The sequence below is a fragment of the Pseudomonas sp. genome, from assembly GCF_036387035.1.
Lineage (GTDB): Bacteria > Pseudomonadota > Gammaproteobacteria > Pseudomonadales > Pseudomonadaceae > Aquipseudomonas.
Genome location: NZ_DASVUM010000007.1, coordinates 1 through 25,534 on the forward strand (window position 1 = coordinate 1; position 25,534 = coordinate 25,534).

The following is a 25,534-nucleotide window of genomic DNA, read 5'->3' on the forward strand; positions in this document are numbered from 1 at the left end:
GGGTTGTTGAAGTGGTACAGAGCGTCCAGAGCGGTGTTCGCGCCCTTGATGTTCTTGCCATCGTCGCTACGGACGTTGTGCACTTCGTCATAGCCCAGACGCAATTCAACGTCGTCGGTCAGGAAGTAGCCAACAGAACCGCCGAACAGGTTGCCGTTATTTTTGAAATTACGAGCGCTGTCGAACTGTTCTTTCTTGGCGAAGCCTTCGATTTCGACTGCGCCTTGGCCTTGTGCCAGAGCGCCGAACGAAGTTGCGGCAACAATAGTACCAATGGCCAAGCCCAAGGTGTTTTTCAGTTTCATCCGTTAAATCCCCATCTGGTGATTGTAAAGCAGTCCCCCTAAGCGAGAGACAACTCGTCGGCAAGTCTATCAGAACTTGCCTGCTCGTTAGAGATATTTGCGCCGAGTTAAGTTTCGGTAACGCCTGCAAATTTCTCACGTAATTTATCAAGTGCCCGCTTGTACCGCATTTTCGTGGCACTCAGGCCCATGTGCATGATGTCTGCGATCTCCTGAAATTCCAGCTCTGCGACAAATCGTAGCACCAGAATCTCCCTGTCGATCGGGTTCACATGCACAAGCCAGCGATCAAGCCCGCCCTTTTCTTCTGGTTTCGGCGTCTTTTCTTCCGACGCTTCCTCGAGGGGGTCAAGACTCAAAGCGTCCAGCAACCGACGCTTTCGCCGCTCCTTCCTGTACTGCGTGATGCATTCGTTGTACGTGATGCTGTAGAGCCAGGTTTTGAACTTCGATTTACCCTCGAAGTTCTTCAAGCCATACAACACCTTAAGCATCACTTCCTGACAGACATCGTCAGCATCGCGATCGTTCCCCAGATACCGCGCACAGACGTTAAAAAGTGTCCGCTGGTAACGACGCATCAGCTCTTCGTAAGCCCGCGTGACGTGAAACAGCTCGGCGTGCGAGCGCGCCACCAGCTCCTCATCGGAGAGCTCGCGTGGGTCATAGCGCAGAGAGGGCGATTGAGCGTTATTCAAAACAAGTTGTGCCGACAGTCGGGTAGATGTCCGCCGCGTCCGGGAATCGCCCGGGTTTTGCGGCGGCATACATTAGCAGATTCGCCGGCTCAACGGCTGCTCACTCGCTGCTCGAGGAGGATCCGGTTGGACAATGACACCAACTCGCCTTCCTCGGTCAGCAGGGTGGTCTTCACCGTGCCAATTTCTTCGATCTGCCCTTCGACCTCTCCAACACGCACTTGTTGCCCCACCTGATACAACTCACGCACATAAATACCTGCAAGGATCTGGCTCGCGATTTCGCGGCTTCCCAATCCCATGGCCAATGCAACGGCCAGACCAACGGTAATCAATCCGATAACGATAACGTGGTTCAGCAGGTCGGTCTTGACCTCCAGCTGACTGATCGCCACCGAGATACTGATGATGATCACCAGCCATTGAGCGATTCGCCCCAGGCCGGCCGAGTAGTCAAGGCCCACCCCTTCGGCGGCGCCCCGCACGATTCCGTTGACCAACTGCGCCAGCAATACGCCCACCAGCAACACCAGCGCGGCGCCGAACACTTTCGGCAGGTACAGCGCCAGCATGTCCAGCGTGGCGGAGACCCGCTCCAGACCCAGCGATTCTGCCGCCGAGACCAGAAAAATCAAGAGCACGAACCAGTACACGATCTTGCCGATCAGGGTGGAGATAGGCACCTGAATGCCCGCGCGGCTGATCAGCTTTGTCAGGCCGGTGCCGCCCATCAGGCGATCCAGGCCGAGTTTGGCCAGCAATTTCGAAAGCAAGGTGTCGAGCAGCTTTGCTACCACGAAGCCCAACAACACCACGACCAGCGCGCCGAACAGGTTCGGGATGAAGTTCGCGACTTTGGTCCACAACGCAGTCATTGCAGTAACCAGGCTCTGCGTCCAGAGATCCAATTCCATATTCAATCAGCCTTGTCTTGTGCGCCGGTAGACGTGGTACCGGCACGTGTCGCCTTGCGGCGGGAAACAGGTGAAACGTGAGCGGAGCCGTTGTTCACGGCGATCATCAAGGCCTGCGAGCAACGACCCAGAAGACTGAAGAGATCACCGGCGCCCACCTGACGGTTGGCGGTCTTCAACACCCGGCCCAGAACGGCATCATCGTCCCGGCTGCTGGACGAAGCGTTGAGCATGTCTCTCAGTGATTCTTCAAACGGGTCGTGCATAGGCACCTCACGCAATGTCACTGAAAGACGCAGCCAATTCTGCCGGAGTCACACGACACACCCAAACACGTTCCGATTTCTCACCTTCACACCCAACGCAATCGCTTGAACAACCACATCTGCCCGACGGCAACCACCAGCATCAAAAGGCACGCAAACAGGAATCCATACGGGTTTTCCGACCCGGGGATGCCACCCACGTTGATGCCCAGCAAGCCTGTGAGGAAACTCATGGGCAGGAAAATTCCGGTAATGATGCCGAACCGGTACATGGTCCTGTTCATGCGCTCGCTGAGGCGCCTGTCTTCGGCCTCAAGCACCAGCCCCACGCGCTCGCGGGTCAATTCCAGCTCTTCGAGATAGCGCGTCAGGCTGTTGTTCAATTCATTCCAGTAGTCGGCGTCGTCCTCCACGAACCAAGGCATCTTGCTGCGCGTCAGCAGGGCGTATATTTCGCGCTGCGGCGCAAGAAACCGACGAAGTCCCGCCGCGCGCCTGCGGATGTGCACCATGTTGCCGTGCTCGGGCAGATACCGCTCGTCGGCATCTATGCGTTCTTCCATGTCATCGACCAGTTCGGTCAATTCGCTGACCACGGCCTGGACCTTGTCCGTCAGAAACTGGGCTAGATAAAGCAGCAACTCGGACGCTGTTTTCGGGCCCTTCCCTTCATTCAATGACGCAATCAGCTCGTCCGTTGCCCGCAGCGAACGCAGGCGCAGTGAAATGACTCGCTGAGCGGCGGCAAAAATGCGCACCGAGACCATGTCTTCCGGCTCGGCGCCAGGGTTCAGGTTGACGCCGCGCAGGAACAACAGCAATTCGTTCTCCGGCAAGGCCAGCAGCCGTGGTCGGGTGTTCTCTTCCAGCATCAGGTCGCAGACGAACTCGCTCAGACCGCTGGTCTTGCGCAACCACGTCTGGGTTTGCGGATGGCTGCGGTCCCAGTGGAGCCACACGCTTTCGTGGGGCTCCAGTTGCAGGTCATTCAGTTCAGTCCGGGGGATTGAACGCGCCCCGCCCTTTCCGTCCAATACGAGGGCATGGACCAACCCCCACTGCGCATTTGTTTCGTCGAACATTCGTGTCCTTGCCGGGTAGATAGCTCAGAGCGTGAAGGATAACAGGACCGGTCAGTCCGGCATCTTCAGCGCGCTGGGCGAAACAATGATGCCGTTATTGTCGGCGTAGATGAATTCGCCCGGTCTGAACGTCACACCCCCGAATGTCACCACCTTGTTCAGGTCACCCAGGCCACGCTTTTCTGTTTTCAGCGGGTGGCTGGCCAATGCCTGCACACCGAGGTCGGTCTGCGCCAGGACATCAACATCGCGCACACAGCCAAAGATCACTATGCCCTCCCAACCATTCTTCGCCGCTTTTTCAGCGATCATGTCGCCCAGCAATGCGCAACGCAGCGAGCCTCCACCGTCAACCACCAATACTTTGCCCTGCCCGTCCAGCTCGGCCTGCTCGCGGACCAGCGAGTTGTCTTCAAAGCATTTAAGCGTGACGATCTCGCCGCCGAAGGAATCACGGCCGCCGAAGTTGCTGAACATCGGCTCCACCACCCGAACCAGCTCAGGGTAGGCGTCGCACAAGTCCGGAGTGATGTAGTGCATGGGTAACTCCTGTCAGGAAAGGCTCTGTGATAAGGGTAGACCGCTACGAGTATGGCCGGCTTGTTTGAACATCCGACACGCAACGCGCGTTGCCTCCTTATATAGAACAAAAACCCGACCGACGAGTCGCCACGTGTTTTAGACCCGGTGCAGGAAGAGGGTGCAGCTTATCGCCAAGCGCGCGTTCACGGAATGGCTGCGCCTGCGGGAATCAAGGAGTTGCCATCATGTTCAGCGTTGATTCAGCCTTTTCCACCGCGAGACCACGCTTCAGCCAGCCCTCCACGCGCGGCCACACCTGGATTTGCGCGGCTTTGCTCACCAGCATCGACACGTGATTGAAGTCTTCGCTGAAGCCGTGTTCGCGGCCAAGCACGAGAAACGCCTTGTCATCGCCGCCGAACCGGTCGAAAAGCTCGCGACATGCCCACGCCGGATCTTGATGATCGCCCGCCCCGGCGACGCACAACAGTGGGACCGCGACTTGTTGCAAGCCCGCCCACCAGTCGTCCTTCTTGTGACCGAAACCGCCGAACAGGCCATGCCAGCGCATGCTTTCCAGCACCACGCCCATTGGCTCGTCCTCCGGGCCACGCTTGAAGCGCGGACCGGAGATGTGCTCGAAGCGTTTAAGTAGCAGCCGTGCGGCCCATTGCAGCGGCGGCACTTTGAGCGGCCAATGGCTACGGGTCACCTGACTGCCGAACAGCGCCACTGACGCCGCGTCATCGGCCATCAAATACTGGCCGCCCAGCGCGGCGGCCAGGGTGGTGCCGCCCAGAGAGTGGCCGAGCCAGTGAGGCGCCTCGCCCGTCTGCTCGCGGACAAACGCGGCAATGGCCGGCAGATCGAAACGCGCGTAATCGGCGACGCAATTGGACGCGTATGCGCTGTTGCGCGCCGACAGACCGTGCCCGCGCATTTCCGGGATCCACACGTCAAACCCTGCGCGGGCCAGATAGGGGCCCAGGCCAAGGCCTTTGGGTGAATACCAGAAGCGTCGATTGGAGAAACTGCCGTGCACCAGGACAACCGGCACGCCGCGGGCATCCGGCGCGGCCACCCGACCCAGGCGGGTGACAGCGATTTCGACGGTGTAATCGGGGCTGTTGCCGGGCTTCAAACGGTAAACGTCCTCGGTCAGGTCGCCACGACGCTCGGCGCTGATCAGGGCCACGGGAAAAAGATGACTGCTGCTTTGCATGGGGCTTTTGCTGAACGCTCTGGATGGATTGGGGTTGGCAGATAGCCGGGACAGCAGGTTGACGCTCCCGGCGCGCTGAAAATCACCCACAAAAAAGGGCGGATTCGTCAAAAACCGCCCTCTCGGGAGAACGGCCCGTCGAAACGGGCCGCATCTTACTCGATCTGCATCAGGTCGGAGCGTCCTCTTCGGAGAGGAAGAACCAGGTCTCCAATACCGAATCGGGGTTCAGGGAAACGCTTTCGATGCCCTGCTCCATCAGCCAGCGCGCCAGATCCGGGTGATCGGACGGGCCCTGGCCGCAGATGCCGATGTACTTGCCCGCCTTGTTGCACGCCTGAATGGCGTAGGACAGCAGCTTCTTCACCGCGGGATTACGCTCGTCGAACAGGTGCGCGATGATTCCGGAATCGCGATCCAGGCCCAGCGTCAGCTGGGTCAGGTCGTTGGAGCCAATGGAGAAACCGTCGAAGAACTCCAGGAACTCTTCGGCCATGAGCGCGTTGGAAGGCAGTTCGCACATCATGATCACGCGCAGACCGTTTTCGCCACGGGCCAGGCCGTTTTCCGCGAGCAGATCAATGACCTGACTCGCTTCGCCCAGGGTACGGACGAACGGCACCATGATTTCGACGTTGGTCAGGCCCATCTCGTTGCGCACACGCTTGAGGGCTCGGCACTCCAGCTCAAAGCAGTCGCGGAAGTTTTCGCTGATGTAACGCGACGCGCCGCGGAAGCCCAGCATCGGGTTTTCTTCTTCAGGCTCGTACAACTTGCCGCCGATCAGGTTAGCGTATTCGTTGGACTTGAAGTCCGACAGGCGCACGATGACTTTTTTGGGCGCGAACGCCGCGGCCAGCGTGCTGATGCCTTCTACCAGCTTCTCGACGTAGAAACCGACCGGGTCGTCATAGCCGGCAATGCGCTTGTCGACGCTGTCCTTGATGTCTTGGGGCAGATTGGCGTAGTTGAGCAGCGCTTTGGGATGAACGCCGATCATGCGGTTGATGATGAATTCCAGACGCGCCAGACCGATACCGGCGTTGGGCAACTGGGCGAAATCAAACGCGCGATCGGGGTTGCCGACGTTCATCATGATCTTGAACGGCAGTTCAGGCATGGCGTCGACGGAGTTCTGCTTGATGTCGAAGCCCAGTTCGCCTTCGAAGATGTAACCGGTGTCGCCCTCGGCGCAGGACACGGTGACGCCCTGGCCTTCCTTCAGCAGTTCAGTGGCGTTGCCGCAACCGACCACTGCCGGAATGCCCAGCTCGCGGGCAATGATCGCGGCGTGGCAGGTGCGCCCGCCGCGGTTGGTGACGATGGCGCTGGCGCGCTTCATCACCGGTTCCCAGTCCGGGTCGGTCATGTCGGACACCAGCACGTCGCCGGGCTGCACTTTGTCCATCTCGGACACGTCCTTGATGATCCGCACCTTGCCGGCGCCGATGCGCTGGCCGATGGCACGGCCTTCCACCAGGACGGTGCCCTTCTCTTTCAGCAGGTAACGTTCCATGACGTTGGCCGAGGTGCGGCTTTTCACCGTCTCGGGACGCGCCTGGACGATGTACAGCTTGCCGTCGTCGCCGTCTTTGGCCCATTCGATGTCCATCGGGCACTGGTAGTGCTTTTCGATGATCATGGCCTGGCGGGCCAGGTTGCTGACCTCGTCATCGCTGAGGCAGAAACGCGCGCGATCCGCCGGCTCGACGTCGATGGTCTTGACCGATTTGCCGGCCTTGGCTTCTTCGCCGTAGATCATCTTGATCGCCTTGCTGCCCAGGTTACGGCGCAGGATCGCCGGGCGACCGGCTTCAAGGGTATTTTTGTGAACGTAGAATTCGTCAGGATTGACCGCGCCCTGAACGACGGTTTCGCCCAGGCCATAGGCGCCGGTAATGAAGACCACGTCGCGGAACCCGGATTCGGTGTCCAGCGTGAACATGACGCCCGCAGTGCCGGTTTCAGAGCGCACCATGCGCTGCACGCCAGCGGACAGCGCCACCAGCTTGTGGTCGAAACCCTGGTGCACACGGTAGGAAATGGCGCGGTCGTTGAACAGCGAGGCGAATACTTCCTTCGCCGCGCGGATCACGTTTTCGACGCCGCGGATGTTCAGGAAGGTTTCCTGCTGGCCGGCGAACGAGGCGTCGGGCAAATCTTCAGCGGTGGCGGAAGAGCGCACGGCAACGGCGATGTCCGGGTTGCCGGCCGAGAGTTCGGCGAAGGCAGTGCGGATTTCGGCGTTGAGCTTTTCGGGGAATTCAGCCTCCATGATCCACTGACGGATCTTCGCGCCGGTTTTGGCCAGTGCGTTGACGTCGTCGACATCCAGAGCGTCGAGGGCCTGATGGATCTGATCGTTCAGACCACTTTGCTCAAGAAAATCACGGTAGGCCTGAGCTGTAGTGGCAAAGCCACCGGGAACGGACACGCCTGCGCCCGCCAGGTTGCTGATCATCTCTCCGAGGGATGCGTTCTTGCCCCCCACATGCTCAACATCATGTTTGCCGAGCTTATCGAGGGAAACTACGTACTCTACCAAGGTGATCTCTCCACTAACCGGTTATTGTTGGAAATGCTTTCGTGCGGGCACCGCGGGTAAGTCGTGACGCTGGCACAGGTGGTCTGGATCGCAACGGGTTGAATCGGGGCCGTCCATCACGACAGTCCGAATCGTTAAAACAGGTAGAATGCGGCCAGTCAGGGCCCGCATGCCGGCCTATCATATCCACAAATGGTCATCAGCTTAAGGCCCCGGGGCGCAAATGAAACGATCCGCTTTTTTCATCTCCGACGGCACGGGCATCACCGCCGAAACCCTCGGCCAGAGCCTGTTAGCGCAATTTGAAAACATTACATTCAACAAGTTCACGAGGCCCTACATCGACAGCGTCGAGAAGGCGCGGGCCATGGTGCAGCAAATCAACAAGGCCGCCGAGAAAGACGAAGCCCGGCCGATCATCTTCGACACCATCGTCAATCAGGACATCCGCGAGATTCTCGCGACCTCCGACGGCTTCATGATCGACATCTTTTCGACCTTCCTCGCCCCGCTGGAGCTGGAGCTTAGTTCACACTCTTCCTATTCGGTGGGCAAATCCCACTCCATCGGGCACAACTCCAATTACATGGAGCGCATCGAGGCGGTCAACTTCGCGCTGGACAACGACGACGGCGCCAGAACCCATTATTACGACAAGGCCGACATCATTCTGGTGGGCGTGTCGCGTTGCGGGAAAACCCCGACCTGCCTGTACATGGCGATGCAATTCGGCATCCGCGCGGCCAATTACCCGCTGACCGAAGACGACATGGAGCGCCTGCAGTTGCCCGCTGCGCTGAAGCTGCACCGCGACAAGCTGTTCGGCCTGACCATCGACCCCGACCGCCTCACCGCGATCCGCCACGAACGCAAACCCAACAGCCGCTATTCCAGCTACGCCCAGTGCGAATTTGAAGTGCGCGAAGTCGAGAGCCTGTTCCGCCGCGAGAACATCCCGAACATCAATTCCACGCATTTTTCGGTCGAGGAAATCTCCGCGAAGGTGTTGGTGGAAAAAGGCGTGGAGCGGCGGTTCAAGTAAGCGCGCAGCCTCAAAACTGTAGGAGCCGGCTTGCTGGCGAACCGACTTCATCACACACCGTTTTCCGTGCCTGACACACCGCATTCGCCAGCAAGCCGGCTCCTACGGATTTCGGTGCTCTATGAAACCGAGTTTTCAGCCGGGCACCCGCACCCATCCTTCCATCAATACCCGCGCGCTGCGGCTCATGATGGCTTTTTTCACGTGCCATTCGCCGTCAACCAGCGAGGCCTCGGCGCCTACGCGCAGGGTGCCGGAGGGGTGGCCGAAACGCACGGCGTTGCGCTCGCCGCCGCCCGCTGCCAGGTTGACCAGCGTGCCCGGAATCGCTGCCGCCGTGCCAATGGCCACCGCCGCAGTGCCCATCATCGCGTGGTGCAGCTTGCCCATGGACATCGCGCGTACCAGCAGATCGGTGTCTTCACGCGTCACTCGCTTGCCGCTGGAAGACAGGTACTCGGCCGGTGCCGCCACGAACGCCACTTTGGGCGTGTGTTGGCGGGTGGCGGCTTCCTCGATCGTGCTAATCAGCCCCATGCGCACGGCACCATAGGCACGAATCGTTTCGAACACGCTCAGGGCCTTCGGGTCGCTGTTGACCGCGTCCTGCAATTCGCTGCCGGTGTAGCCGATATCGCGGGCGTTGACGAAGATGGTCGGGATACCGGCGTTGATCATCGTCGCCTTGAACGTCCCCACGCCCGGCACCTCGAGGTCGTCGACCAGGTTGCCGGTGGGGAACATCGAGCCGCCCGCGCCCTCCTCGTCCGCTGCCGGATCGAGGAATTCCAGCTGCACTTGCGCTGCGGGAAAGGTCACGCCGTCGAGTTCGAAATCGCCGGTTTCCTGCACCGCGCCGTCAGTCATCGGCACATGCGCAATGATGCTTTTGCCGATGTTCGCCTGCCAGATGCGCACCACCGCCACGCCGTTCCGTGGAATGCGAGCCGGGTCGACCAGGCCATTGCTGATGGCGAACGGGCCGACCGCTGCCGACAGATTGCCGCAGTTGCCGCTCCAATCGACAAAGGGCTTATCGATAGCGACCTGGCCGAACAGGTAATCGACGTCGTGATCGGCTTTGTGGCTCTTCGACACGATGACCGTTTTGCTGGTGCTCGACGTCGCCCCGCCCATGCCGTCGATTTGCTTGGCGTACGGGTCAGGACTGCCGATCACCCGCAGCAACAAGGCATCCCGCGCCGAGCCGGGGGATCGCGCCGCCTCAGGCAAGTCGTCCAGGCGGAAGAACACGCCCTTGCTGGTGCCGCCGCGCATATAGGTAGCCGGGATCTTGATCTGTGCTGCAGAGGCCATAACGGCTCCTTTTATATAGACACGCCGGCTCAGGCGACGGCCGAGGATTCGAGGAAGTCCTGGGCGAAGCGTTGCAACACGCCACCGGCTTCATAGATCGACACTTCTTCTCCGGTGTCGAGGCGACAGGTCACCGGCACGTCCACACGCTCGCCATTCTTGCGCTGGATGATCAGCGTCAGAGTGGCGCCCGGCGTACGCGAACCCACTACGTCGTAGGTTTCGCTGCCATCGAGGCCCAGGGTCAGGCGGTTGGTGCCCGGTTTGAATTCCAGCGGCAACACGCCCATGCCCACCAGATTGGTGCGATGAATACGTTCGAAGCCTTCGGCAACGATGACTTCGACACCGGCCAGGCGCACACCTTTCGCGGCCCAGTCACGAGACGAGCCCTGGCCGTAATCGGCACCGGCAATGATGATCAGCGGCTGCTTGCGCGCCATGTAGGTTTCGATGGCCTCCCACATCCGCGTGACCTGGCCTTCCGGCTCGATACGCGCGTAGGAACCCTGCTTGACCTTGCCGTTCTCCACCACCATCTCATTGAACAGCTTGGGGTTGGCAAACGTGGCGCGCTGGGCCGTCAGGTGATCGCCGCGATGGGTGGCGTAGGAGTTGAAGTCTTCTTCGGGCAGGCCCATTTTTTCCAGATACTCGCCGGCCGCGCTGTCGAGCATGATCGCGTTGGACGGCGACAGGTGGTCGGTGGTGATGTTGTCCGGCAGCACCGCCAGCGGACGCATGCCGCGCAGGGTTCGTTCACCGGCGAGAGCGCCTTCCCAATACGGCGGGCGGCGAATGTACGTGCTCATCGGGCGCCAGTCGTACAGCGGCGCGACTTTCGGGCCGGTGTCTTCGTGGATGGCGAACATCGGGATGTACACCTGGCGGAACTGCTCCGGCTTGACCGAGGCTTTCACCACCTGATCAATCTCGGCGTCACTCGGCCACAGATCTTTCAGGCGGATTTCTTCGCCATTCGGGCCGAGGCCCAACACGTCTTTCTCGATGTCGAAACGGATGGTTCCGGCGATGGCGTAGGCCACCACCAGCGGCGGCGAGGCCAGAAACGCCTGCTTGGCGTAAGGGTGAATGCGCCCGTCAAAGTTGCGATTGCCGGACAACACTGCCGTGGCGTACAGGTCGCGGTCGATGATTTCCTGTTGGATCACAGGATCCAGCGCGCCGGACATACCGTTGCACGTGGTGCAGGCGAACGCGACGATGCCGAAACCCAGTTGCTCCAGCTCGCCGGTCAGACCCGCTTCGTCGAGGTACAACGCGACGGTTTTCGAGCCCGGCGCCAGCGATGATTTGACCCACGGTTTGCGCGTCAGTCCCAGGCGGTTGGCATTGCGCGCCAGCAGCCCTGCGGCGATGACATTGCGCGGGTTGCTGGTATTGGTGCAGCTGGTGATGGCGGCGATGATGACCGCGCCGTCCGGCATTTCGCCCGGTGTCTCTTCCCACGCGGCGGCAATGCCTTTGGCTGCCAGGTCGGACGTCGCGACGCGCGCGTGGGGGTTGGACGGCCCCGCCATGTTGCGCACCACGCTGGACAGATCGAAACGCAGCACGCGCTCGTATTCGGCGGTGACCAGGCTGTCGGCCCAAAGCCCGGTGTGGCGGGCGAAGGTCTCGACCAGTTGCACTTGCTGGTCTTCGCGACCGGTCAGCCTGAGGTAGTCGATGGTCTGTTGATCGATGCTGAACATGGCCGCAGTCGCGCCGTATTCGGGAGCCATGTTCGAGATGGTCGCGCGGTCGCCGAGGGTCAGCGCACGGGCACCCTCGCCGTAAAACTCCAGGTACGCGCCAACCACCTTCTGCTGACGCAGGTATTCGGTGAGGGCCAGCACCACGTCGGTGGCGGTGATGCCCGGCTGCGGACGGCCTGACAGTTCGACGCCAATGATGTCCGGCAGGCGCATCCACGACGCGCGACCGAGCATGACGTTCTCGGCTTCGAGGCCGCCAACGCCAATGGCAATCACGCCCAGCGCGTCGACATGGGGCGTGTGACTGTCGGTGCCGACCAGCGTATCCGGGAAGGCGACACCGTTCAGGACCTGCACGACCGGCGACATCCGCTCCAGGTTGATCTGATGCATGATGCCGTTGCCGGGCGGGATCACTTCAACGTTCTTGAACGCCTGTTTGGTCCAGTTGATGAAGTGGAAACGGTCTTCGTTGCGACGGTCTTCGATCGCGCGGTTCTTGCTGAACGCGTCCGGATCGTAGCCCCCGCATTCGACGGCCAGCGAGTGGTCGACGATCAGTTGCACCGGCACCACCGGATTGACCTGAGCGGGGTCGCCGCCCATGTCGGCAATGGCGTCGCGCAGCCCGGCCAGGTCCACCAGCGCGGTCTGGCCGAGGATGTCATGGCAGACCACGCGCGCCGGAAACCACGGAAAGTCGAGATCGCGCTTGCGGTCGATCAGTTGCGTCAGCGAAGCCTTCAACGTCGTCGGGTGGCAACGGCGCACCAGGTTTTCGGCCAGCACGCGGGAGGTGTACGGCAGCGTGGCGTAGGCGCCGGGTTTGATCGCGTCGACCGCCGCGCGGGCGTCGAAGTAATCCAGCGCGGTGCCGGGCAGGGGTTTGCGGTATTCAGTGTTCATCGTCAGGACTCGATCACGGAAAAGTTTCGGGTGGAGAGCCCCGTGGAACTCCCCTTTCCCCATCAACGCTGTTCGATGGGCACGAAGGCGCGCTGTTCGACGCCGATGTATTCGGCGCTCGGTCGGATGATGCGGTTGTTGGCTCGCTGCTCGAAGACGTGGGAGGCCCAGCCGGTCAGGCGCGAGCAGACGAAAATCGGGGTGAACAGCTTGGTCGGGATGCCCATGAAGTGGTACGCCGAGGCATGGTAGAAGTCGGCGTTAGGAAAGAGCTTCTTCTGCTCCCACATGGTCTTGTCGATGGCTTCGGACACGGGGAACAGCACGGTATCGCCCACCTCCTCCGCCAGCTTTTTCGACCAGCCCTTGATCACCTCGTTGCGTGGGTCGTTGTCCTTATAGATCGCGTGGCCAAAACCCATGATCTTGTCCTTGCGCGCCAGCATCGCCAGGGTGCCCTGGGCGGCGTCTTCGGCCGAAGAGAACTTCTGGATCATCTCCATGGCCGCTTCGTTGGCGCCGCCATGCAGAGGCCCGCGCAGGGTGCCGATGGCCGCGGTGATGCAGGAAAACAAGTCCGACAACGTGGAGGCGCAGACCCGCGCAGTGAACGTCGAGGCGTTGAATTCGTGCTCGGCGTAGAGAATCAGCGACACGTCCATGACCTTGCGGTGCAGTTCGCTCGGCGCCTTGTCCAGCAGCAATGTCAGGAAGTGCCCGGCGATCGACACCTCGTCCGTCACGCAGTTGATGCGCTTGCCTTCGTGGCTGAAACGGTACCAGTAGCACATGATCGCCGGGAACGCGGCAAGCAGCCGGTCGGTGGAATCGAGCTGCTGCTCGAAACCGGCTTCGGGTTCGAGATTGCCGAGCATCGAGCAGCCCGTGCGCATCACGTCCATGGGGTGCGCGTCCTGCGGAATGCGCTCCAGCACTTCTTTCAGCGCCTGGGGCAGGTCACGCAGGCCCTGGAGCTTCTTCAGGTAGCCGTCGAGTTGCGTCTGGGTCGGCAGTTCACCGTACAACAGCAGGTACGCGACTTCTTCGAATCGCGCGTCGGCGGCGAGTTCACGCACGTCGTAGCCGCGGTAGGTCAGTCCGGCGCCGGCCTGGCCAACGGTGGACAACGCGGTCTGCCCGGCCACCTGGCCCCGCAGGCCGGCGCCGCTCAATACTTTTGCTTCAGCCATTGCTGTCTCCAGTCTTGTAATTGTGTGGGAATCGGCAATTCATCAGTGCGCGTAGCGACAGCGCTCTTCTACGATTTCTTCTGCGCAAACAGCGCATCGAGCTTCTGCTCGAACGCGTGATAGTCGATGCGCTCATACAGCTCCATGCGGGTCTGCATGGTGTCGACGACATTCTTCTGGGTGCCGTCGCGACGAATCGCGGTGTAGACGTTTTCCGCAGCTTTGTTCATTGCCCGGAACGCCGACAACGGGTAGAGCACCAGCGCCACTTCGGCAGACTTCAGCTCGTCGGTGGTGAACAACGGCGTCGAGCCGAATTCAGTGATGTTGGCGAGGATTGGCGCCTTCACCCGCGAAGCAAACAGCTTGTACATCTCAAGCTCGGTGATGGCTTCCGGAAAGACCATGTCGGCGCCCGCTTCGATGCAAGCGGCGGCGCGGTCCAGGGCCGATTCCAGGCCTTCCACCGCCAGCGCATCGGTGCGCGCCATGATCACGAAGCTGTCGTCGGTTCGCGCATCAACGGCCGCCTTGATCCGGTCGACCATTTCCTGCTGCGAGACGATTTCCTTGCCGGGCCGGTGACCGCAGCGCTTTGCGCCGACCTGGTCTTCGATGTGCATCGCCGCCGCGCCGAACTTGATCATCGACTTCACTGTGCGCGCCACGTTGAACGCCGAGGCACCGAAGCCGGTGTCGACGTCCACCAACAAAGGCAGGTCGCAGACATCGGTGATGCGCCGCACGTCGGTCAGCACGTCATCCAGGCCGGTAATGCCCAGGTCCGGCACGCCCAGCGACCCCGCTGCGACACCGCCGCCGGACAGATAAATCGCCTTAAAGCCGGCACGTTGCGCCAGCAGCGCGTGGTTGGCGTTGATTGCGCCGACCACTTGCAACGGGTGTTCGCTGGCGACGGCGTCACGGAAGCGTTGGCCGGGAGTGGATCGTGTGGTCATTGTTCACCTCGGGCAGTTGCAGCGTGAAAGTGCTGCTCAATGTTGCGTTTGGACGCGGCGATGTGGCGGCGCATCAACAGCTCGGCCAGCTCACCGTCACGTTCGGCGATGGCGTCGAGAATCCGGTGGTGCTCGCTGAACGCCTGGCGCGGACGGTTGGGCGTCGTCGAGAACTGAATGCGGTACATGCGCACGAGTTGGTAGAGGTCATCGCACAGCATCTGGGTCAGCGTGCTGTTGCGCGCGCCCTGGATAATCCGGTAATGAAAGTCGAAGTCGCCTTCCTGCTGGTAGTAGCCGACGCCGGCTTGAAAGGCGGTGTCTCGCTCGTGGGTTTCGAGCACGCGACGCAGCTCATCGACTTCATCGGCGGTCATGCGCTCCGCGGCCAGGCGACAGGCCATGCCTTCCAGGGATTCGCGGATTTCGTAGAGCTCAACCAGTTCGGCATGGCTCAGGGAGACTACGCGAGCACCGACATGGGGGACCCGCACCAGCAGGCGCTGGCCTTCGAGGCGGTGAATGGCCTCGCGCAAGGGCCCGCGGCTGATGCCGTAAGTACGCGCGAGCTCAGGCTCGGAGATCTTGCTGCCGGGCGCGATGTCTCCTTTGACGATGGCCGCCTGGATACGGCGGAACACATTCTCGGACAAGGTCTCGGCATCGAACGACGAAGCAGGGAGGATTTCTGCGGCACCCAACATTGTTGACACCTTTTGACGTAATACCGGCAAATCTAGCGAATAGAGAAGGATTCGTCAAAGCGAAATAGCTGATTGTCGACAATCGTCTAATAGCGACAGCCAGTGACGACACTTCCGACAGTGTGCGTCTGCCACGCCCTTCGCTGGCGCCATAAAAGCTTCATGCTAGAATGCCGGCCGCCTGAAACCCACGCGTGTTGCAGGCGAATTCACAAGCGCGGCGCCCCTGGGTCAAACCAAAAGGGCAATTCGACGTCAAAGCTGCTCCTTTACCTCTTCATCGCGCCTGGACTTATGAGCCGCCACCCTCTTCTCTTCCTTTTATCCCTTTATCTGCCAGGCCTCTTTCTGCCCGGCTTGTGCCTGGCCGCTGAAAAGACCGTGTATGGCCTCAACGAATACGCCGAGCTTGCCGACATCGACCTGCAGGTCGCCGCCAAACTCGACACCGGCGCGAAAACCGCGTCCCTGAGCGCCCGCGACATCAAGCGGTTCAAGCGCAACGGCGAATCCTGGGTGCGTTTTTACCTGGCCATCGACGACGCGCACGAACACCCCATTGAACGCCCCCTGGCCCGTGTCAGCAAAATCAAACGGCGCGCGGGCGACATCGATGCCGATGACGACAAGAAATACACGGCCCGGCCGGTCATCAGCCTGGATGTCTGCATGGGCGCCGCGCTGCGCAACATAGAAGTGAACCTGACCGACCGCAGTGCATTCCAGTACCCGCTTTTGATTGGCTCCGAAGCCCTCAAGCACTTCGACGCGCTGGTCGATCCAGGCCTGAAATACGCAGCGGGCAAGCCTGCCTGCGTCACCCATGCTCAAACCGCAGAGTAATAACATGCGCGCTCTTACCCTCCATCTGAAGATCCTGATCGCGACCCTCGTGACGCTGGGCATCGCCATCACGGCTTATCAGATTCTGGTGCTCGGCATTCCGGTGACCGAAGACGAAACCGACGACCTCTGGAACATCGACGCCAAAGTCGAATTCGTCGGCAACCCGAAGGACAGCGTCAAGGTGCAGATGTACGTACCGCCCCTGTCGCGCGACTACATCAGCCTCAATGAAAGCTTTATCTCCAACAACTATGGCGTGAACGTCAACCGCGCCGACGGCAACCGCAAGGTCACCTGGTCCGCGCGCCGCGCCAGTGGCAATCAGACGCTGTATTACCGGCTGGTACTGACCAAGCGCTACAGCGGCGAAAAGGCCAAGATCAAAGGGCCGATCTTTCGCGACAGCATCGTCGTCGAGGGCCCGGAAAAAATCGCTGCCGACGCGCTGCTCGCGCCGATCCGGCAACACTCCGCCGACGTCGAAACCTTCGTCAGCGAAGCCATCAAGCGTGTCAACAATCTGAGCGACGACAACGTCAAGCTGCTGCTGGCAGGCGACACCTCTGTGCAGAACAAGGCGCGGATCACCGAAACCCTGCTGTCCATTGCCCACGTGCCGGTTGAGAAAGTCCACACCATCCGCTTGGTCGCTGACCAGCCGCAGTCACCCGAACTGTGGCTGCGCAGCTTCAATGGCAAGGACTGGCTCTATTTCAACCCCGAGACCGGTGAGGCGGGCCTGCCCGAGGACCGGCTGCTCTGGTGGATCGGCAACGACAACCTGATCTCCGTCGAGGGTGGCAAGAAGGCCACGGTCAACTTCAGCCTGAACAACAGCGAAATGAACGCGATTCGCCTGGCCAAACTGACCGACGAGAGCACCGACGCCGACTTCCTCGAATACTCGCTGTACAGCCTGCCGCTGCAGACGCAACAGACCTTCATGATCATGGTGATGATCCCCATCGGCGTGCTGGTGATCCTGATCCTGCGCAACCTGGTCGGTCTGCAGACGCTGGGCACTTTCACCCCGGTGCTGATCGCGCTGGCGTTCCGTGAGACCCAACTGGGCTTCGGGATCGTGCTGTTCACCGTCATCACCGCGCTGGGCCTTTCCCTGCGCTCGTACCTTGAGCACCTCAAGCTGCAAATGCTGCCTCGGCTCTCGGTGGTCCTGACGTTTGTGGTGGTGCTGATCGCCGCCATCAGCCTGTTCAGCCACAAGCTGGGGCTTGAGCGCGGGCTCTCGGTGGCGCTGTTCCCGATGGTGATCCTGACCATGACCATCGAACGCCTGTCGATCACCTGGGAAGAACGCGGCGGCGGGCATGCGATGAAAGTCGCCATCGGCACGCTGTTCGCGGCTTCCCTGGCGCACATCATCATGAGCGTTCCGGAGTTCATCTACTTCGTGTTCACCTTCCCGGCGATCCTGCTGATCCTGGTGGGCTTCATGCTGGCCATGGGGCGTTATCGCGGCTATCGGCTGACCGAGCTGATCCGCTTCAAGGCCTTCCTCAAGGAAGACGCCGAGCGGGAACAGCACAAATGATCGGCTGGTGGAAAACCTGGAAGGCGCTGGAAGCCAAGGGGATCATGGGCATCAACCGGCGTAACGCCGACTACGTGCTCAAGTACAACAAGCGCAGCCTCTACCCTATCGTCGATGACAAGATCATCACCAAGGAGCGGGCCATCGCCGCAGGCATACACGTGCCCGAGCTGTACGGGATCATTTCCACCGAAAAGGAAATCGACACGCTGGACACGATCATCAGCGGACGCAGCGATTTCGTCATCAAGCCGGCCAAGGGCGCAGGCGGCGACGGCATCCTGGTCATCGCCGACCGTTTTGAAGAGCGCTTCCGCACGGTCTCGGGGCGCATCATCAGCCACGACGAAATCGAGCATCAGATTTCCAGCATCCTCACCGGGCTGTATTCGCTGGGTGGCCACCGCGATCGCGCGCTGATCGAATACCGGGTCACCCCCGACCAGATTTTCAAAAGCATCAGTTATGAAGGTGTCCCGGATATACGCGTCATCGTGCTGATGGGGTACCCGGTAATGGCCATGCTGCGGCTGCCTACCCGGCAGTCGGGCGGCAAGGCCAACCTGCATCAGGGCGCCATCGGTGTCGGCGTCGACCTGGCAACCGGGCTGACGTTGCGCGGCACCTGGCTGAACAACATCATCAGCAAGCACCCGGATACCGCCAATGCGGTGGACGGTGTGCAGTTGCCGAACTGGGACGGCTTCATGAAGCTGGCGGCAGAGTGCTACGAGCTGTGCGGCCTGGGTTACATCGGCGTCGACATGGTCCTTGATCAGGATCGAGGGCCGCTGATCCTGGAGCTCAACGCGAGGCCGGGGCTCAACATCCAGATCGCCAACGACTGCGGGCTCACCCACCGGACCGTGGCGGTGGAAAAGCGGCTCGAAGAGCTGGCGGCGGAAGGTATCCACGAAAGCCCGGAGGAGCGCGTCGCGTTTGCCCAAGGGGTTTTCGGGCATGTTTGAGCCTTTGTTCGTTGATCACGACATTGGGTGTTTCATGAAAACTTGATGGTGCTTTCTCTGGCCCCTTCCCGGCTGAAGCCGGTCCCACTAGGTACCGCGCGCAGTCAGTGGGACCGGCTTTAGCCGGGAATGCGTCAGGCACCGCGCGCAGTCAGTGGGACCGGCTTTAGCTGGAATGCGTCAGGCACCGCGCGCAGTCAGTGGGACTGGCTTTAGCCGGGAATGCGTCAGGTACCGCGCGCAGTCAGTGGAACTGGCTTTAGCCGGGAATCCGTCAGGCGTTTCACCGCATATCTCAAGCCACAAATGAAGATTCACCCCATGCGACATCCCGCCGCTAGAGAAGCCTCGCTCATCGCTGTATAGTTTTTTACATACCGAAACAACGAGTAACAGATGTTCCCTTCCAAGCTGTATTCCCCTCTGTTGCTCAGCCTGTTGGCGCTGGTGCTGACGGCTTTTTGCGCGCTGTTACTGGGTCGCTATCAGATCTCGGTCCACGACCTCTGCTCGTTCATCGCAACAACGCTGGGCAACGGCGACATGCCCCCGCGGCGCTACGACCTGCTGCACAGCCTGATTGTGGAAGCGCGCCTGCCTCGGGTCATCGCGGCCGTGCTGGTGGGGGCCGGACTCTCGGTCTCGGGCGCGGCGTACCAGGGCGTGTTCCGTAACCCGCTGGTGTCACCGGGTTTGCTGGGCGTGTTGAGCGGCTGTGCGTTCGGCGCCGCGCTGGGCATTATCTGGCATCTGTCCCACCTGGCCATTGCGCTGCTGGGCTGCCTGACCGGGCTCGTCGCCGTGGCGGTCGGCCTGGGCATCGCCCACATGTTCCAGACGCGCTCGATTCTGTTGCTGGTGCTCGGCGGCATTGTCGCCAATGCCCTATTCACCTCGTTGCTGTCCATCGCCCAGTACCTGGCCGACCCGCTGGACCAGTTGCCGAGCATCGTCTATTGGCTGCTCGGCAGCCTCAGCGCCGTCGACGTCCAGGCGCTGTGGATCATCGGCCCGATTCTCGGCGTGGCAATCGTGCTGCTGTGCCTGAGCGGTCGCGCCATCGATGCGCTGTCGCTGAGTGACGACGAGGCCCTGAGCCTGGGCGTACCGGTCGAGAAAATTCGTGGCGGCCTGATTGTGTTGACCACCCTGATCTGCGCACTCACCGTCAGTCTGGCGGGCATGGTCGGGTGGATCGGCCTGCTGATTCCGCACCTGGCGCGGTTGCTGGTCGGCCCCGGCAATACCCGCCTGCTGCCCCTTAGCGCCTGCCTGGGCGGGGTCTTCCTGCTGGTAGCCGACGGCGTCGCCCGCAGTGTGTCGGCGGGGGAAATCCCCCTCGGCATCATCACCGAGCTGTTCGGCGCGATCGCCTTTGTGCTGGTGCTGCATCGCGTGCGCAAGGGGTGGCTATGAACCGCTTGCAGGCCCGCCAACTGAGCTATCGGATCGGCGACCGCTTGATCCTCGATAACGTCTCGCTGGACATCGCCGGCGGCGACAACATTGCGCTGCTGGGTGCCAACGGTGCCGGAAAAAGCACGTTGATCAAGTTGCTGCTGGGGTTGCTGACGCCCCACTCTGGCGACGTCTCGATCGACGGTCAGCCGATGCGCGCAATGAAGCGCAGGGCCGTGTCCCGGCAGATCGCCTACGTGCCGCAAAGCCACGTGCCGAGCTTTCCGTTTAGCGTCGCCCACATTGTCGGCCAGGGCCGATTGCCCACTGTGGGCCTGGGCCAAGCACCGAGCCGGGAAGATCAGGCTTATGTGCAGCAGGCCTTGACTGACCTGGGCATCCATCACTTGAGTGAGCGGCCGTACACCGAACTGTCCGGTGGCGAGCGCCAGCTCGTGTTGATTGCACGGGCCATGGTCCAGCGGGCCAGCGTCGTCCTTCTCGACGAGCCGGTCACCGGGCTCGACTACGGCCATCAGTTGCGCCTGCTGGCCTTGCTCAAGCGCCTCGCCGCGCAAGGCATCAGCATTCTTTCCAGCAGCCATCGCCCTGAACACGCCCTTGCCTCGGCCAATCGCGTGGTGGTCCTGCACGACGGCCGACTCATCGCCGACGGGGCCCCGCACGATGTCATCGACCGGGCACTCATGGCGCGTCTTTATCACGTTGCCGTCGAGCAGATCGACATCGGCGGCCACCGCTTTTTCATGCCTGCCGAGTGATGTCATGACCCGATCGTTTTCCATCCCCCTGGCGTTCGCGCCGCTGTTGTTCGGCGGTTTCACACAGGTCAGCCTGGCGCAAGAGATGACGCTGGCGCCGCTGGACATCAGCGCCGAACAGTCGATTGCCGATCAGGCCCGGGAGAAATCGGCGACCCTGGGGCCAATGGGTGAACGCCGGCTGCTGGACACGCCCTATTCCGTCAGCGTGCTGTCCTCGGACCTGATTGACAGCCAGCAGCTCAAGAGCTTCAAGGACATCATCCGCTACCTGCCTTCCGTGCAGGCCGACGGCGCCAGGCCGCAAACCCGGGGTCTGCAGGGCAGCGTGGTGCAGAACAGCCGGCTGGACGGCCTGAATGTCGTGTCGACCACCGATTACCCGGCCGAGCAACTCGGCGGCGTCGAAGTGCTGAGCGGGCTGTCGGGCTCGCTGTACGGCCCGGCGAATCCGGCCGGTACGTTCAACCTGCTGTCGAAACGGCCGACCGATTTCACTCGCAATAGGGTCACCTTCGGCATGAGCACGGGGCTTACCTGGCTCAAGGCCGCCGACCTGAGCGGCCCGTTCGACCCGGAGGGCAAGATCAAATACCGCCTGAACGTCGCCGACGAGCAAGGCCACAGCTATGCCCCCGGCAGCACGTTGCGCCGGCAGCTGGTCAGCCTCGCCACGGATTTTCAGATCAGTGACGACAGCGTCATCGAAACCAACGTCAGCCACTACGACTACCTGTCCAGGGGCCTGCCCGGCAAGTTCGCCGTTGCTTCAGGCGTGACGCTCCCTCACGCGCCGGACCCGACCCGCAGCAACCTGGGGCAGAATTACGCCGGCGACAACAACACCACCGACACCGCCAGCGCGCATTTCAAGCACGACTTCGACGGCAACTGGAAATTCGACATCGGCGCGCTTCGGCAGATCGCCGACCGCGAGTCCACCGCTGTCACCAACACCCTGATCAACAACGCCGGTACGTATCGCAGCTCGGTGGCGAGCGCCACCGCCAGCCGCTTCACCCTCAACAGCTATCTGGCCAACCTCAACGGCAGCGTCTACACCGCTGGCATTCGCCATGACCTGACCGTCGGCGTCACCGGCTTTGACTGGGACAACTACAACCCCGTGGCGGGCGGAACGACAACCTTGGGCAGCGCCTCACTGAGCAACCCGGTCGGCTTCGACGAACCGGCCTTCCCCGACTTCACTGATCGTTACCACTCGGCCAATGCCCGTCAGCGCTCGTTCGTGCTGGGCGACACCCTGACGTTCACGCCGAAATGGAGCCTGATGCTCAGCGGCAGCCAGAGTCGCCTGACCGCCGACAACTATTCTCAAGCGGGGGCTCACACCTCCTCCCGTGACTCGGGCATCAGCACGGCAAGCAGCGTGATGTATAAGCCGGTGGACGACCTGACGCTCTACCTGACCTACGCCGACAGCCTGCAACAGGGCGATAGCGCCGCGGCCGGCAGCAGCAACGCCGGGGCGATTCTTTCGCCCTATCGCAGCCGGATGTGGGAGCTGGGCGGCAAATGGGTCGCGCGCGGGGTCAACCTGTCGCTGGCGGCGTTTCAGATCAAGCGCCCCTTCGCCTACACGCAGCCAAATAATCTGTATGCCGTGGCGGGTGATCAGCGCAATCGCGGTGTTGAGTTCCTCGCCGACGGTGACCTGAGCCAACACCTCAAGCTGTTCGGCGGTATCACCTGGCTGGACCCGAAGCTGCTGTCCACCGGCAACGAGAGCACGGAAGACACGCGCATCGTCGGGCTGTCCCGGCTCACCGCCAGCCTGCTGACCGAATACCGCATCGACCGGGTTCCGGGCCTCGCGGTGAACCTGAACGCCCGCTACGCCAGCGCCCGCCCCACCGACGACAGCAACGACCACTGGGTCGGCAGCTACAAAACCTTCGACGCCGGCGCCAGCTACAGCACCCGGTTGATGAAGCGCGACACGGTCTATCGCCTCGAAGTCACCAACCTGGCCAATGAGCGCTACTGGACCAACATCGTCCCGGGCGGGTTGAACGGCTACACCGGTGCCGGACAAGCCAGCGCCACCCCCGCCGCGCCGCGTATGGTGCAGGCGTCGATTCAGGTGGATTTGTGAACGTGCGGCCGCTCGGCCTGCGTGGGTTGCTGGGCAGTCTGCTGCTGGTGAGCCTGAGTGCCGGCGCCGTGGCTGATCCGAGCGATGCCGACCAGAACCTGCAAGTCAACCCGGGGGAATCCAGACAGGTGCAGGACGATGGCGGTCAGCAGGTCAGCATCCCGGTAGCACCCGCGCGCATCGCCGATGGCTGGTACGCCCACCACGTGCTGCTGATGACGCTGGGCGCCGGGCCGCGGATTGTCGCGACGGTCAACCATCCCGCCAGCCAGCCGTGGATGTTCAGGGTTCTTCCCGCGCTCAACCACGCCACCGCCATCGAAGGCACGGCATTCAACGCCGAGACCTTGCTCGCCGAGGACGTCGATCTGGTGTTCACCGCCCTCGGGGATCGTCAGGCCGTGGCCTATCGACAGCTCGGCCTGCCCGTCATGCAGATGGGCTACACCGACCTTGCCGGGCTGAAACGCTCGATGCTCAACACCGCCGACGCTCTTGGCGGTACTGAACCCCACGCGCGGGCCCTCGCCTACAACGCGTTTCTGGATCAACAGCTGGCCGCGGTCAACCAAAGGGTGGCGGGTATCCCGGTGGCGCAGCGGCCCAAAGTGCTGCACATCGCGTCGGTCAATCCGCTGAAGGTGGATGGTGCCAGCACCTTGATCGACGACTGGATAACGATCGCCGGTGGCCGCAATGCCGCGGCCGGACTCAAGGGCAACCTGCAAATCGTCTCGGCGGAGCAATTGCTGGCCTGGCAGCCTGATGTGCTGATTCTTGCCGCGGGCGCGGGCGATCTGGATCAGGCGACGCAAGCGCAGCTGCTGAATCAGCTCGACGCGGTGCGTAACGGGCGCGTCCTGCGCAACCCGGCCGGGGTCTTCCCGTGGGACCGTTATGGCACCGAAGTCGCGCTTCAGGTCGCGTGGGCTGCGCAGCAGCTGCACCCGGCGTTGTTTGCGGACGTGGACATGGCGGCGCAGACGAGGCAGTTCTATCGGCGTTTTTTCGATTACGCGCTGACGCAGGAGGATGCCCGGAGGATTTTGCACGGCGAGCCCCCGGCGACTGCATCCTCCCCCTAGGACTCGACCCGGCGGAAGACTACAATCCCGGTCCTCGCGCACTGACTGATCCACACCTCGCATGCCAACGTGTTCCTTACACCCCTTGCCGTACCTCGCCGACCCTGGCGGTTACTTTTCCCGCGTACGGGCTGCGCCGGGCGCTGTCCTGCTGGACAGCGGTCGCCCGGCGGCGGACCGGGGCCGGTTCGATCTGCTCAGCGCCTGGCCGCTGGAAACCCTGCAGCCCGCGGCGCAAGAATCCGGCGCGGCCTTTACTCAGCGCCTGCGCAAGGCACTCACCGGGCTGGGTGATGCCGGCTTGCCGGAGCACTGCCCGCTGCCGTTCGCCGGCGGACTGATCGGCTATCTGGCGTACGACTTCGGCCGCCTGTTCGAACCGTTGCCCCAGCAGGCCATCGATGACCTGCACCTGTCTGCCGCGCGGCTGGGGCTTTATGCCTGGGCATTGATCAGCGATCACCTGGAACAGACCAGCCAATTGATGTTTCACCCAGGGCTGGGTGACGCCGAACGCCAACGCCTCATCGCGCTGTTCGAGCAACCTTCGGCGCCCCCGGACGCATCGTTCGGGCTGCAAGCGCCCTTCGCGCCGGACATCACGGCCGATCAGTACCAACAGGCCATCGAGCGGATCCATGCCTACATTCAGGCGGGTGATTGCTATCAGGTCAATTTCGCCCAGCGCTTTCGCGCCCGCTTTGTGGGTGATCCGTGGACGGCGTATCAGGCGCTGCGCGTCGCCTGCCCTACGCCGTTCGCCGGGTATCTGCGGTTGGCTGAAGGCGACGCGGTGTTGAGTCTGTCGCCTGAGCGCTTCGTCAAAGTCAGCCAGCGCCAGGTCGAAACCCGGCCCATCAAGGGCACTCGCCCGCGTGGGCGGGATGCCGAAGAAGACGCCGCGTTCGCTCAGGCGCTGCTGGCCAGCGACAAAGACCGCGCCGAGAACCTGATGATCGTCGACTTGCTGCGCAACGACCTGGGCCGGACCTGCCGGATCGGTTCGGTCAAAGTGCCGGAGCTGTTCAGCCTGGAGAGTTACCCCAACGTGCATCACTTGGTCAGCGCTGTGACGGGCGAATTGGCAGACGGTAACGATGCACTGGATTTGGTGGCCGGCAGTTTCCCGGGCGGCTCGATCACCGGGGCGCCGAAAATCCGCGCGATGCAAATCATCGACGAGCTGGAGCCCAGTCGCCGGGCGCTGTACTGCGGGTCGTTGATGTACCTGGACGTGCGCGGCGAAATGGACAGCTCCATCGCCATCCGCAGCCTGCTGGCCAAAGAAGGCCAGATCACCTGCTGGGGCGGCGGCGGCATCGTCGCCGACTCCCGGTGGGAAGCCGAATACCAGGAAACCTTCACCAAAGTGCGGGTGTTGATGGAGACCCTTGAGG

The 25,534-nt window shown here is 61.9% G+C and carries 22 protein-coding genes; 9 read left to right on the top strand and 13 right to left on the bottom strand.

The genetic code is table 11. The features are described 5' to 3' along the window. From VF672_RS00575 to ppsA, 8 genes are all read right to left on the bottom strand, one after another. The coding region (locus VF672_RS00575; protein WP_331100300.1) for an OmpA family protein at positions 1-305 on the bottom strand (305 nt) is incomplete at its 3' end. 107 nt (positions 306-412) lie between these two features. Next, positions 413-1,003, bottom strand: coding sequence for an RNA polymerase sigma factor SigX (gene sigX, locus VF672_RS00580; protein ID WP_122534578.1), 591 nt, complete (start codon positions 1,001-1,003; stop codon positions 413-415). Between the two features lie 89 nt (positions 1,004-1,092). Continuing rightward, the gene (locus tag VF672_RS00585) at positions 1,093-1,917 is read right to left on the bottom strand and encodes a mechanosensitive ion channel family protein (protein WP_037011040.1); all 825 of its coding nucleotides are present in this window, start codon (positions 1,915-1,917) and stop codon (positions 1,093-1,095) included. 2 nt (positions 1,918-1,919) lie between these two features. After that, positions 1,920-2,183, bottom strand: coding sequence for a CrfX protein (locus VF672_RS00590; RefSeq protein ID WP_331100305.1), 264 nt, complete (start codon positions 2,181-2,183; stop codon positions 1,920-1,922). A gap of 86 nt (positions 2,184-2,269) precedes the next feature. Beyond that, positions 2,270-3,265 carry a zinc transporter ZntB gene (locus tag VF672_RS00595; protein ID WP_331100307.1) on the bottom strand — a complete coding sequence of 332 codons (996 nt, stop codon included), beginning with the start codon at positions 3,263-3,265 and terminating at the stop codon, positions 2,270-2,272. A 51-nt stretch (positions 3,266-3,316) separates the two neighbouring features. Further along, a complete protein-coding gene (gene rraA, locus VF672_RS00600; RefSeq protein ID WP_331100309.1) occupies positions 3,317-3,805 on the bottom strand; it encodes a ribonuclease E activity regulator RraA in 489 nt (162 codons plus the stop codon). A 211-nt stretch (positions 3,806-4,016) separates the two neighbouring features. Beyond that, on the bottom strand, positions 4,017-5,009 hold the full coding sequence (locus tag VF672_RS00605; protein ID WP_331100311.1) for an alpha/beta fold hydrolase: 993 nt from the start codon (positions 5,007-5,009) through the stop codon (positions 4,017-4,019). Positions 5,010-5,178: 169 nt separating this feature from the next. Further along, positions 5,179-7,554, bottom strand: coding sequence for a phosphoenolpyruvate synthase (gene ppsA, locus VF672_RS00610; protein ID WP_331100313.1), 2,376 nt, complete (start codon positions 7,552-7,554; stop codon positions 5,179-5,181). Positions 7,555-7,777: 223 nt separating this feature from the next. Between ppsA and ppsR the strand changes: the two genes are divergently transcribed. Beyond that, on the top strand, positions 7,778-8,596 hold the full coding sequence (gene ppsR / locus VF672_RS00615; protein ID WP_331100315.1) for a posphoenolpyruvate synthetase regulatory kinase/phosphorylase PpsR: 819 nt from the start codon (positions 7,778-7,780) through the stop codon (positions 8,594-8,596). Positions 8,597-8,731: 135 nt separating this feature from the next. Here the strand turns inward: ppsR and prpF are convergent, their stop codons facing one another. The 5 genes from prpF to VF672_RS00640 form a co-directional block, all read right to left on the bottom strand. Then, positions 8,732-9,913, bottom strand: a complete 1,182-nt coding sequence (prpF, locus tag VF672_RS00620; protein ID WP_331100317.1) for a 2-methylaconitate cis-trans isomerase PrpF — start codon at positions 9,911-9,913, stop codon at positions 8,732-8,734. Positions 9,914-9,942: 29 nt separating this feature from the next. After that, positions 9,943-12,537, bottom strand: coding sequence for a Fe/S-dependent 2-methylisocitrate dehydratase AcnD (gene acnD / locus VF672_RS00625; protein ID WP_331100320.1), 2,595 nt, complete (start codon positions 12,535-12,537; stop codon positions 9,943-9,945). Positions 12,538-12,599: 62 nt separating this feature from the next. After that, the gene (gene prpC, locus VF672_RS00630; protein ID WP_331100322.1) at positions 12,600-13,727 is read right to left on the bottom strand and encodes a bifunctional 2-methylcitrate synthase/citrate synthase; all 1,128 of its coding nucleotides are present in this window, start codon (positions 13,725-13,727) and stop codon (positions 12,600-12,602) included. A gap of 68 nt (positions 13,728-13,795) precedes the next feature. After that, complete coding sequence (prpB, locus tag VF672_RS00635) at positions 13,796-14,686, bottom strand: methylisocitrate lyase (RefSeq protein ID WP_331100324.1); 891 nt, start codon at positions 14,684-14,686, stop codon at positions 13,796-13,798. Then, the gene (locus VF672_RS00640) at positions 14,683-15,390 is read right to left on the bottom strand and encodes a GntR family transcriptional regulator (protein ID WP_331100327.1); all 708 of its coding nucleotides are present in this window, start codon (positions 15,388-15,390) and stop codon (positions 14,683-14,685) included. Before VF672_RS00640 ends, prpB begins: the two co-directional genes overlap by 4 nt. Positions 15,391-15,684: 294 nt before the next feature. Between VF672_RS00640 and VF672_RS00645 the strand changes: the two genes are divergently transcribed. The 8 genes from VF672_RS00645 to pabB form a co-directional block, all read left to right on the top strand. Next, the gene (locus VF672_RS00645) at positions 15,685-16,233 is read left to right on the top strand and encodes an ATP-dependent zinc protease (RefSeq protein WP_331100329.1); all 549 of its coding nucleotides are present in this window, start codon (positions 15,685-15,687) and stop codon (positions 16,231-16,233) included. A 4-nt stretch (positions 16,234-16,237) separates the two neighbouring features. Further along, the gene (locus tag VF672_RS00650) at positions 16,238-17,788 is read left to right on the top strand and encodes an inactive transglutaminase family protein (protein WP_331100331.1); all 1,551 of its coding nucleotides are present in this window, start codon (positions 16,238-16,240) and stop codon (positions 17,786-17,788) included. Next, on the top strand, positions 17,788-18,756 hold the full coding sequence (locus VF672_RS00655; protein WP_331100344.1) for an alpha-L-glutamate ligase-like protein: 969 nt from the start codon (positions 17,788-17,790) through the stop codon (positions 18,754-18,756). Before VF672_RS00650 ends, VF672_RS00655 begins: the two co-directional genes overlap by 1 nt. A gap of 396 nt (positions 18,757-19,152) precedes the next feature. After that, positions 19,153-20,172 carry an iron ABC transporter permease gene (locus VF672_RS00660; protein WP_331100333.1) on the top strand — a complete coding sequence of 340 codons (1,020 nt, stop codon included), beginning with the start codon at positions 19,153-19,155 and terminating at the stop codon, positions 20,170-20,172. After that, positions 20,169-20,936 carry an ABC transporter ATP-binding protein gene (locus VF672_RS00665; RefSeq protein WP_331100335.1) on the top strand — a complete coding sequence of 256 codons (768 nt, stop codon included), beginning with the start codon at positions 20,169-20,171 and terminating at the stop codon, positions 20,934-20,936. The genes VF672_RS00660 and VF672_RS00665 overlap by 4 nt, the downstream gene beginning before the upstream one ends. A gap of 4 nt (positions 20,937-20,940) precedes the next feature. Then, complete coding sequence (locus VF672_RS00670; RefSeq protein ID WP_331100337.1) at positions 20,941-23,052, top strand: TonB-dependent receptor; 2,112 nt, start codon at positions 20,941-20,943, stop codon at positions 23,050-23,052. Further along, positions 23,049-24,137 carry an ABC transporter substrate-binding protein gene (locus VF672_RS00675; RefSeq protein ID WP_331100339.1) on the top strand — a complete coding sequence of 363 codons (1,089 nt, stop codon included), beginning with the start codon at positions 23,049-23,051 and terminating at the stop codon, positions 24,135-24,137. The genes VF672_RS00670 and VF672_RS00675 overlap by 4 nt, the downstream gene beginning before the upstream one ends. 61 nt (positions 24,138-24,198) lie before the next feature. Further along, on the top strand, positions 24,199-25,534 hold a 1,336-nt coding region (gene pabB / locus VF672_RS00680), incomplete at its 3' end, for an aminodeoxychorismate synthase component I (RefSeq protein WP_331100341.1).

Coding starts and splice junctions, on each gene's coding strand:
- VF672_RS00585 (WP_037011040.1), bottom strand. CDS start 1,917: ATGGAATTGGATCTCTGGACGCAGAGCCTGGTTACTGCAATGACTGCG.
- VF672_RS00590 (WP_331100305.1), bottom strand. CDS start 2,183: ATGCACGACCCGTTTGAAGAATCACTGAGAGACATGCTCAACGCTTCG.
- VF672_RS00595 (WP_331100307.1), bottom strand. CDS start 3,265: ATGTTCGACGAAACAAATGCGCAGTGGGGGTTGGTCCATGCCCTCGTA.
- rraA (WP_331100309.1), bottom strand. CDS start 3,805: ATGCACTACATCACTCCGGACTTGTGCGACGCCTACCCTGAGCTGGTT.
- VF672_RS00605 (WP_331100311.1), bottom strand. CDS start 5,009: ATGCAAAGCAGCAGTCATCTTTTTCCCGTGGCCCTGATCAGCGCCGAG.
- ppsR (WP_331100315.1), top strand. CDS start 7,778: ATGAAACGATCCGCTTTTTTCATCTCCGACGGCACGGGCATCACCGCC.
- prpF (WP_331100317.1), bottom strand. CDS start 9,913: ATGGCCTCTGCAGCACAGATCAAGATCCCGGCTACCTATATGCGCGGC.
- acnD (WP_331100320.1), bottom strand. CDS start 12,537: ATGAACACTGAATACCGCAAACCCCTGCCCGGCACCGCGCTGGATTAC.
- prpC (WP_331100322.1), bottom strand. CDS start 13,727: ATGGCTGAAGCAAAAGTATTGAGCGGCGCCGGCCTGCGGGGCCAGGTG.
- prpB (WP_331100324.1), bottom strand. CDS start 14,686: ATGACCACACGATCCACTCCCGGCCAACGCTTCCGTGACGCCGTCGCC.
- VF672_RS00640 (WP_331100327.1), bottom strand. CDS start 15,390: ATGTTGGGTGCCGCAGAAATCCTCCCTGCTTCGTCGTTCGATGCCGAG.
- VF672_RS00645 (WP_331100329.1), top strand. CDS start 15,685: ATGAGCCGCCACCCTCTTCTCTTCCTTTTATCCCTTTATCTGCCAGGC.
- VF672_RS00650 (WP_331100331.1), top strand. CDS start 16,238: ATGCGCGCTCTTACCCTCCATCTGAAGATCCTGATCGCGACCCTCGTG.
- VF672_RS00660 (WP_331100333.1), top strand. CDS start 19,153: ATGTTCCCTTCCAAGCTGTATTCCCCTCTGTTGCTCAGCCTGTTGGCG.
- VF672_RS00665 (WP_331100335.1), top strand. CDS start 20,169: ATGAACCGCTTGCAGGCCCGCCAACTGAGCTATCGGATCGGCGACCGC.
- VF672_RS00670 (WP_331100337.1), top strand. CDS start 20,941: ATGACCCGATCGTTTTCCATCCCCCTGGCGTTCGCGCCGCTGTTGTTC.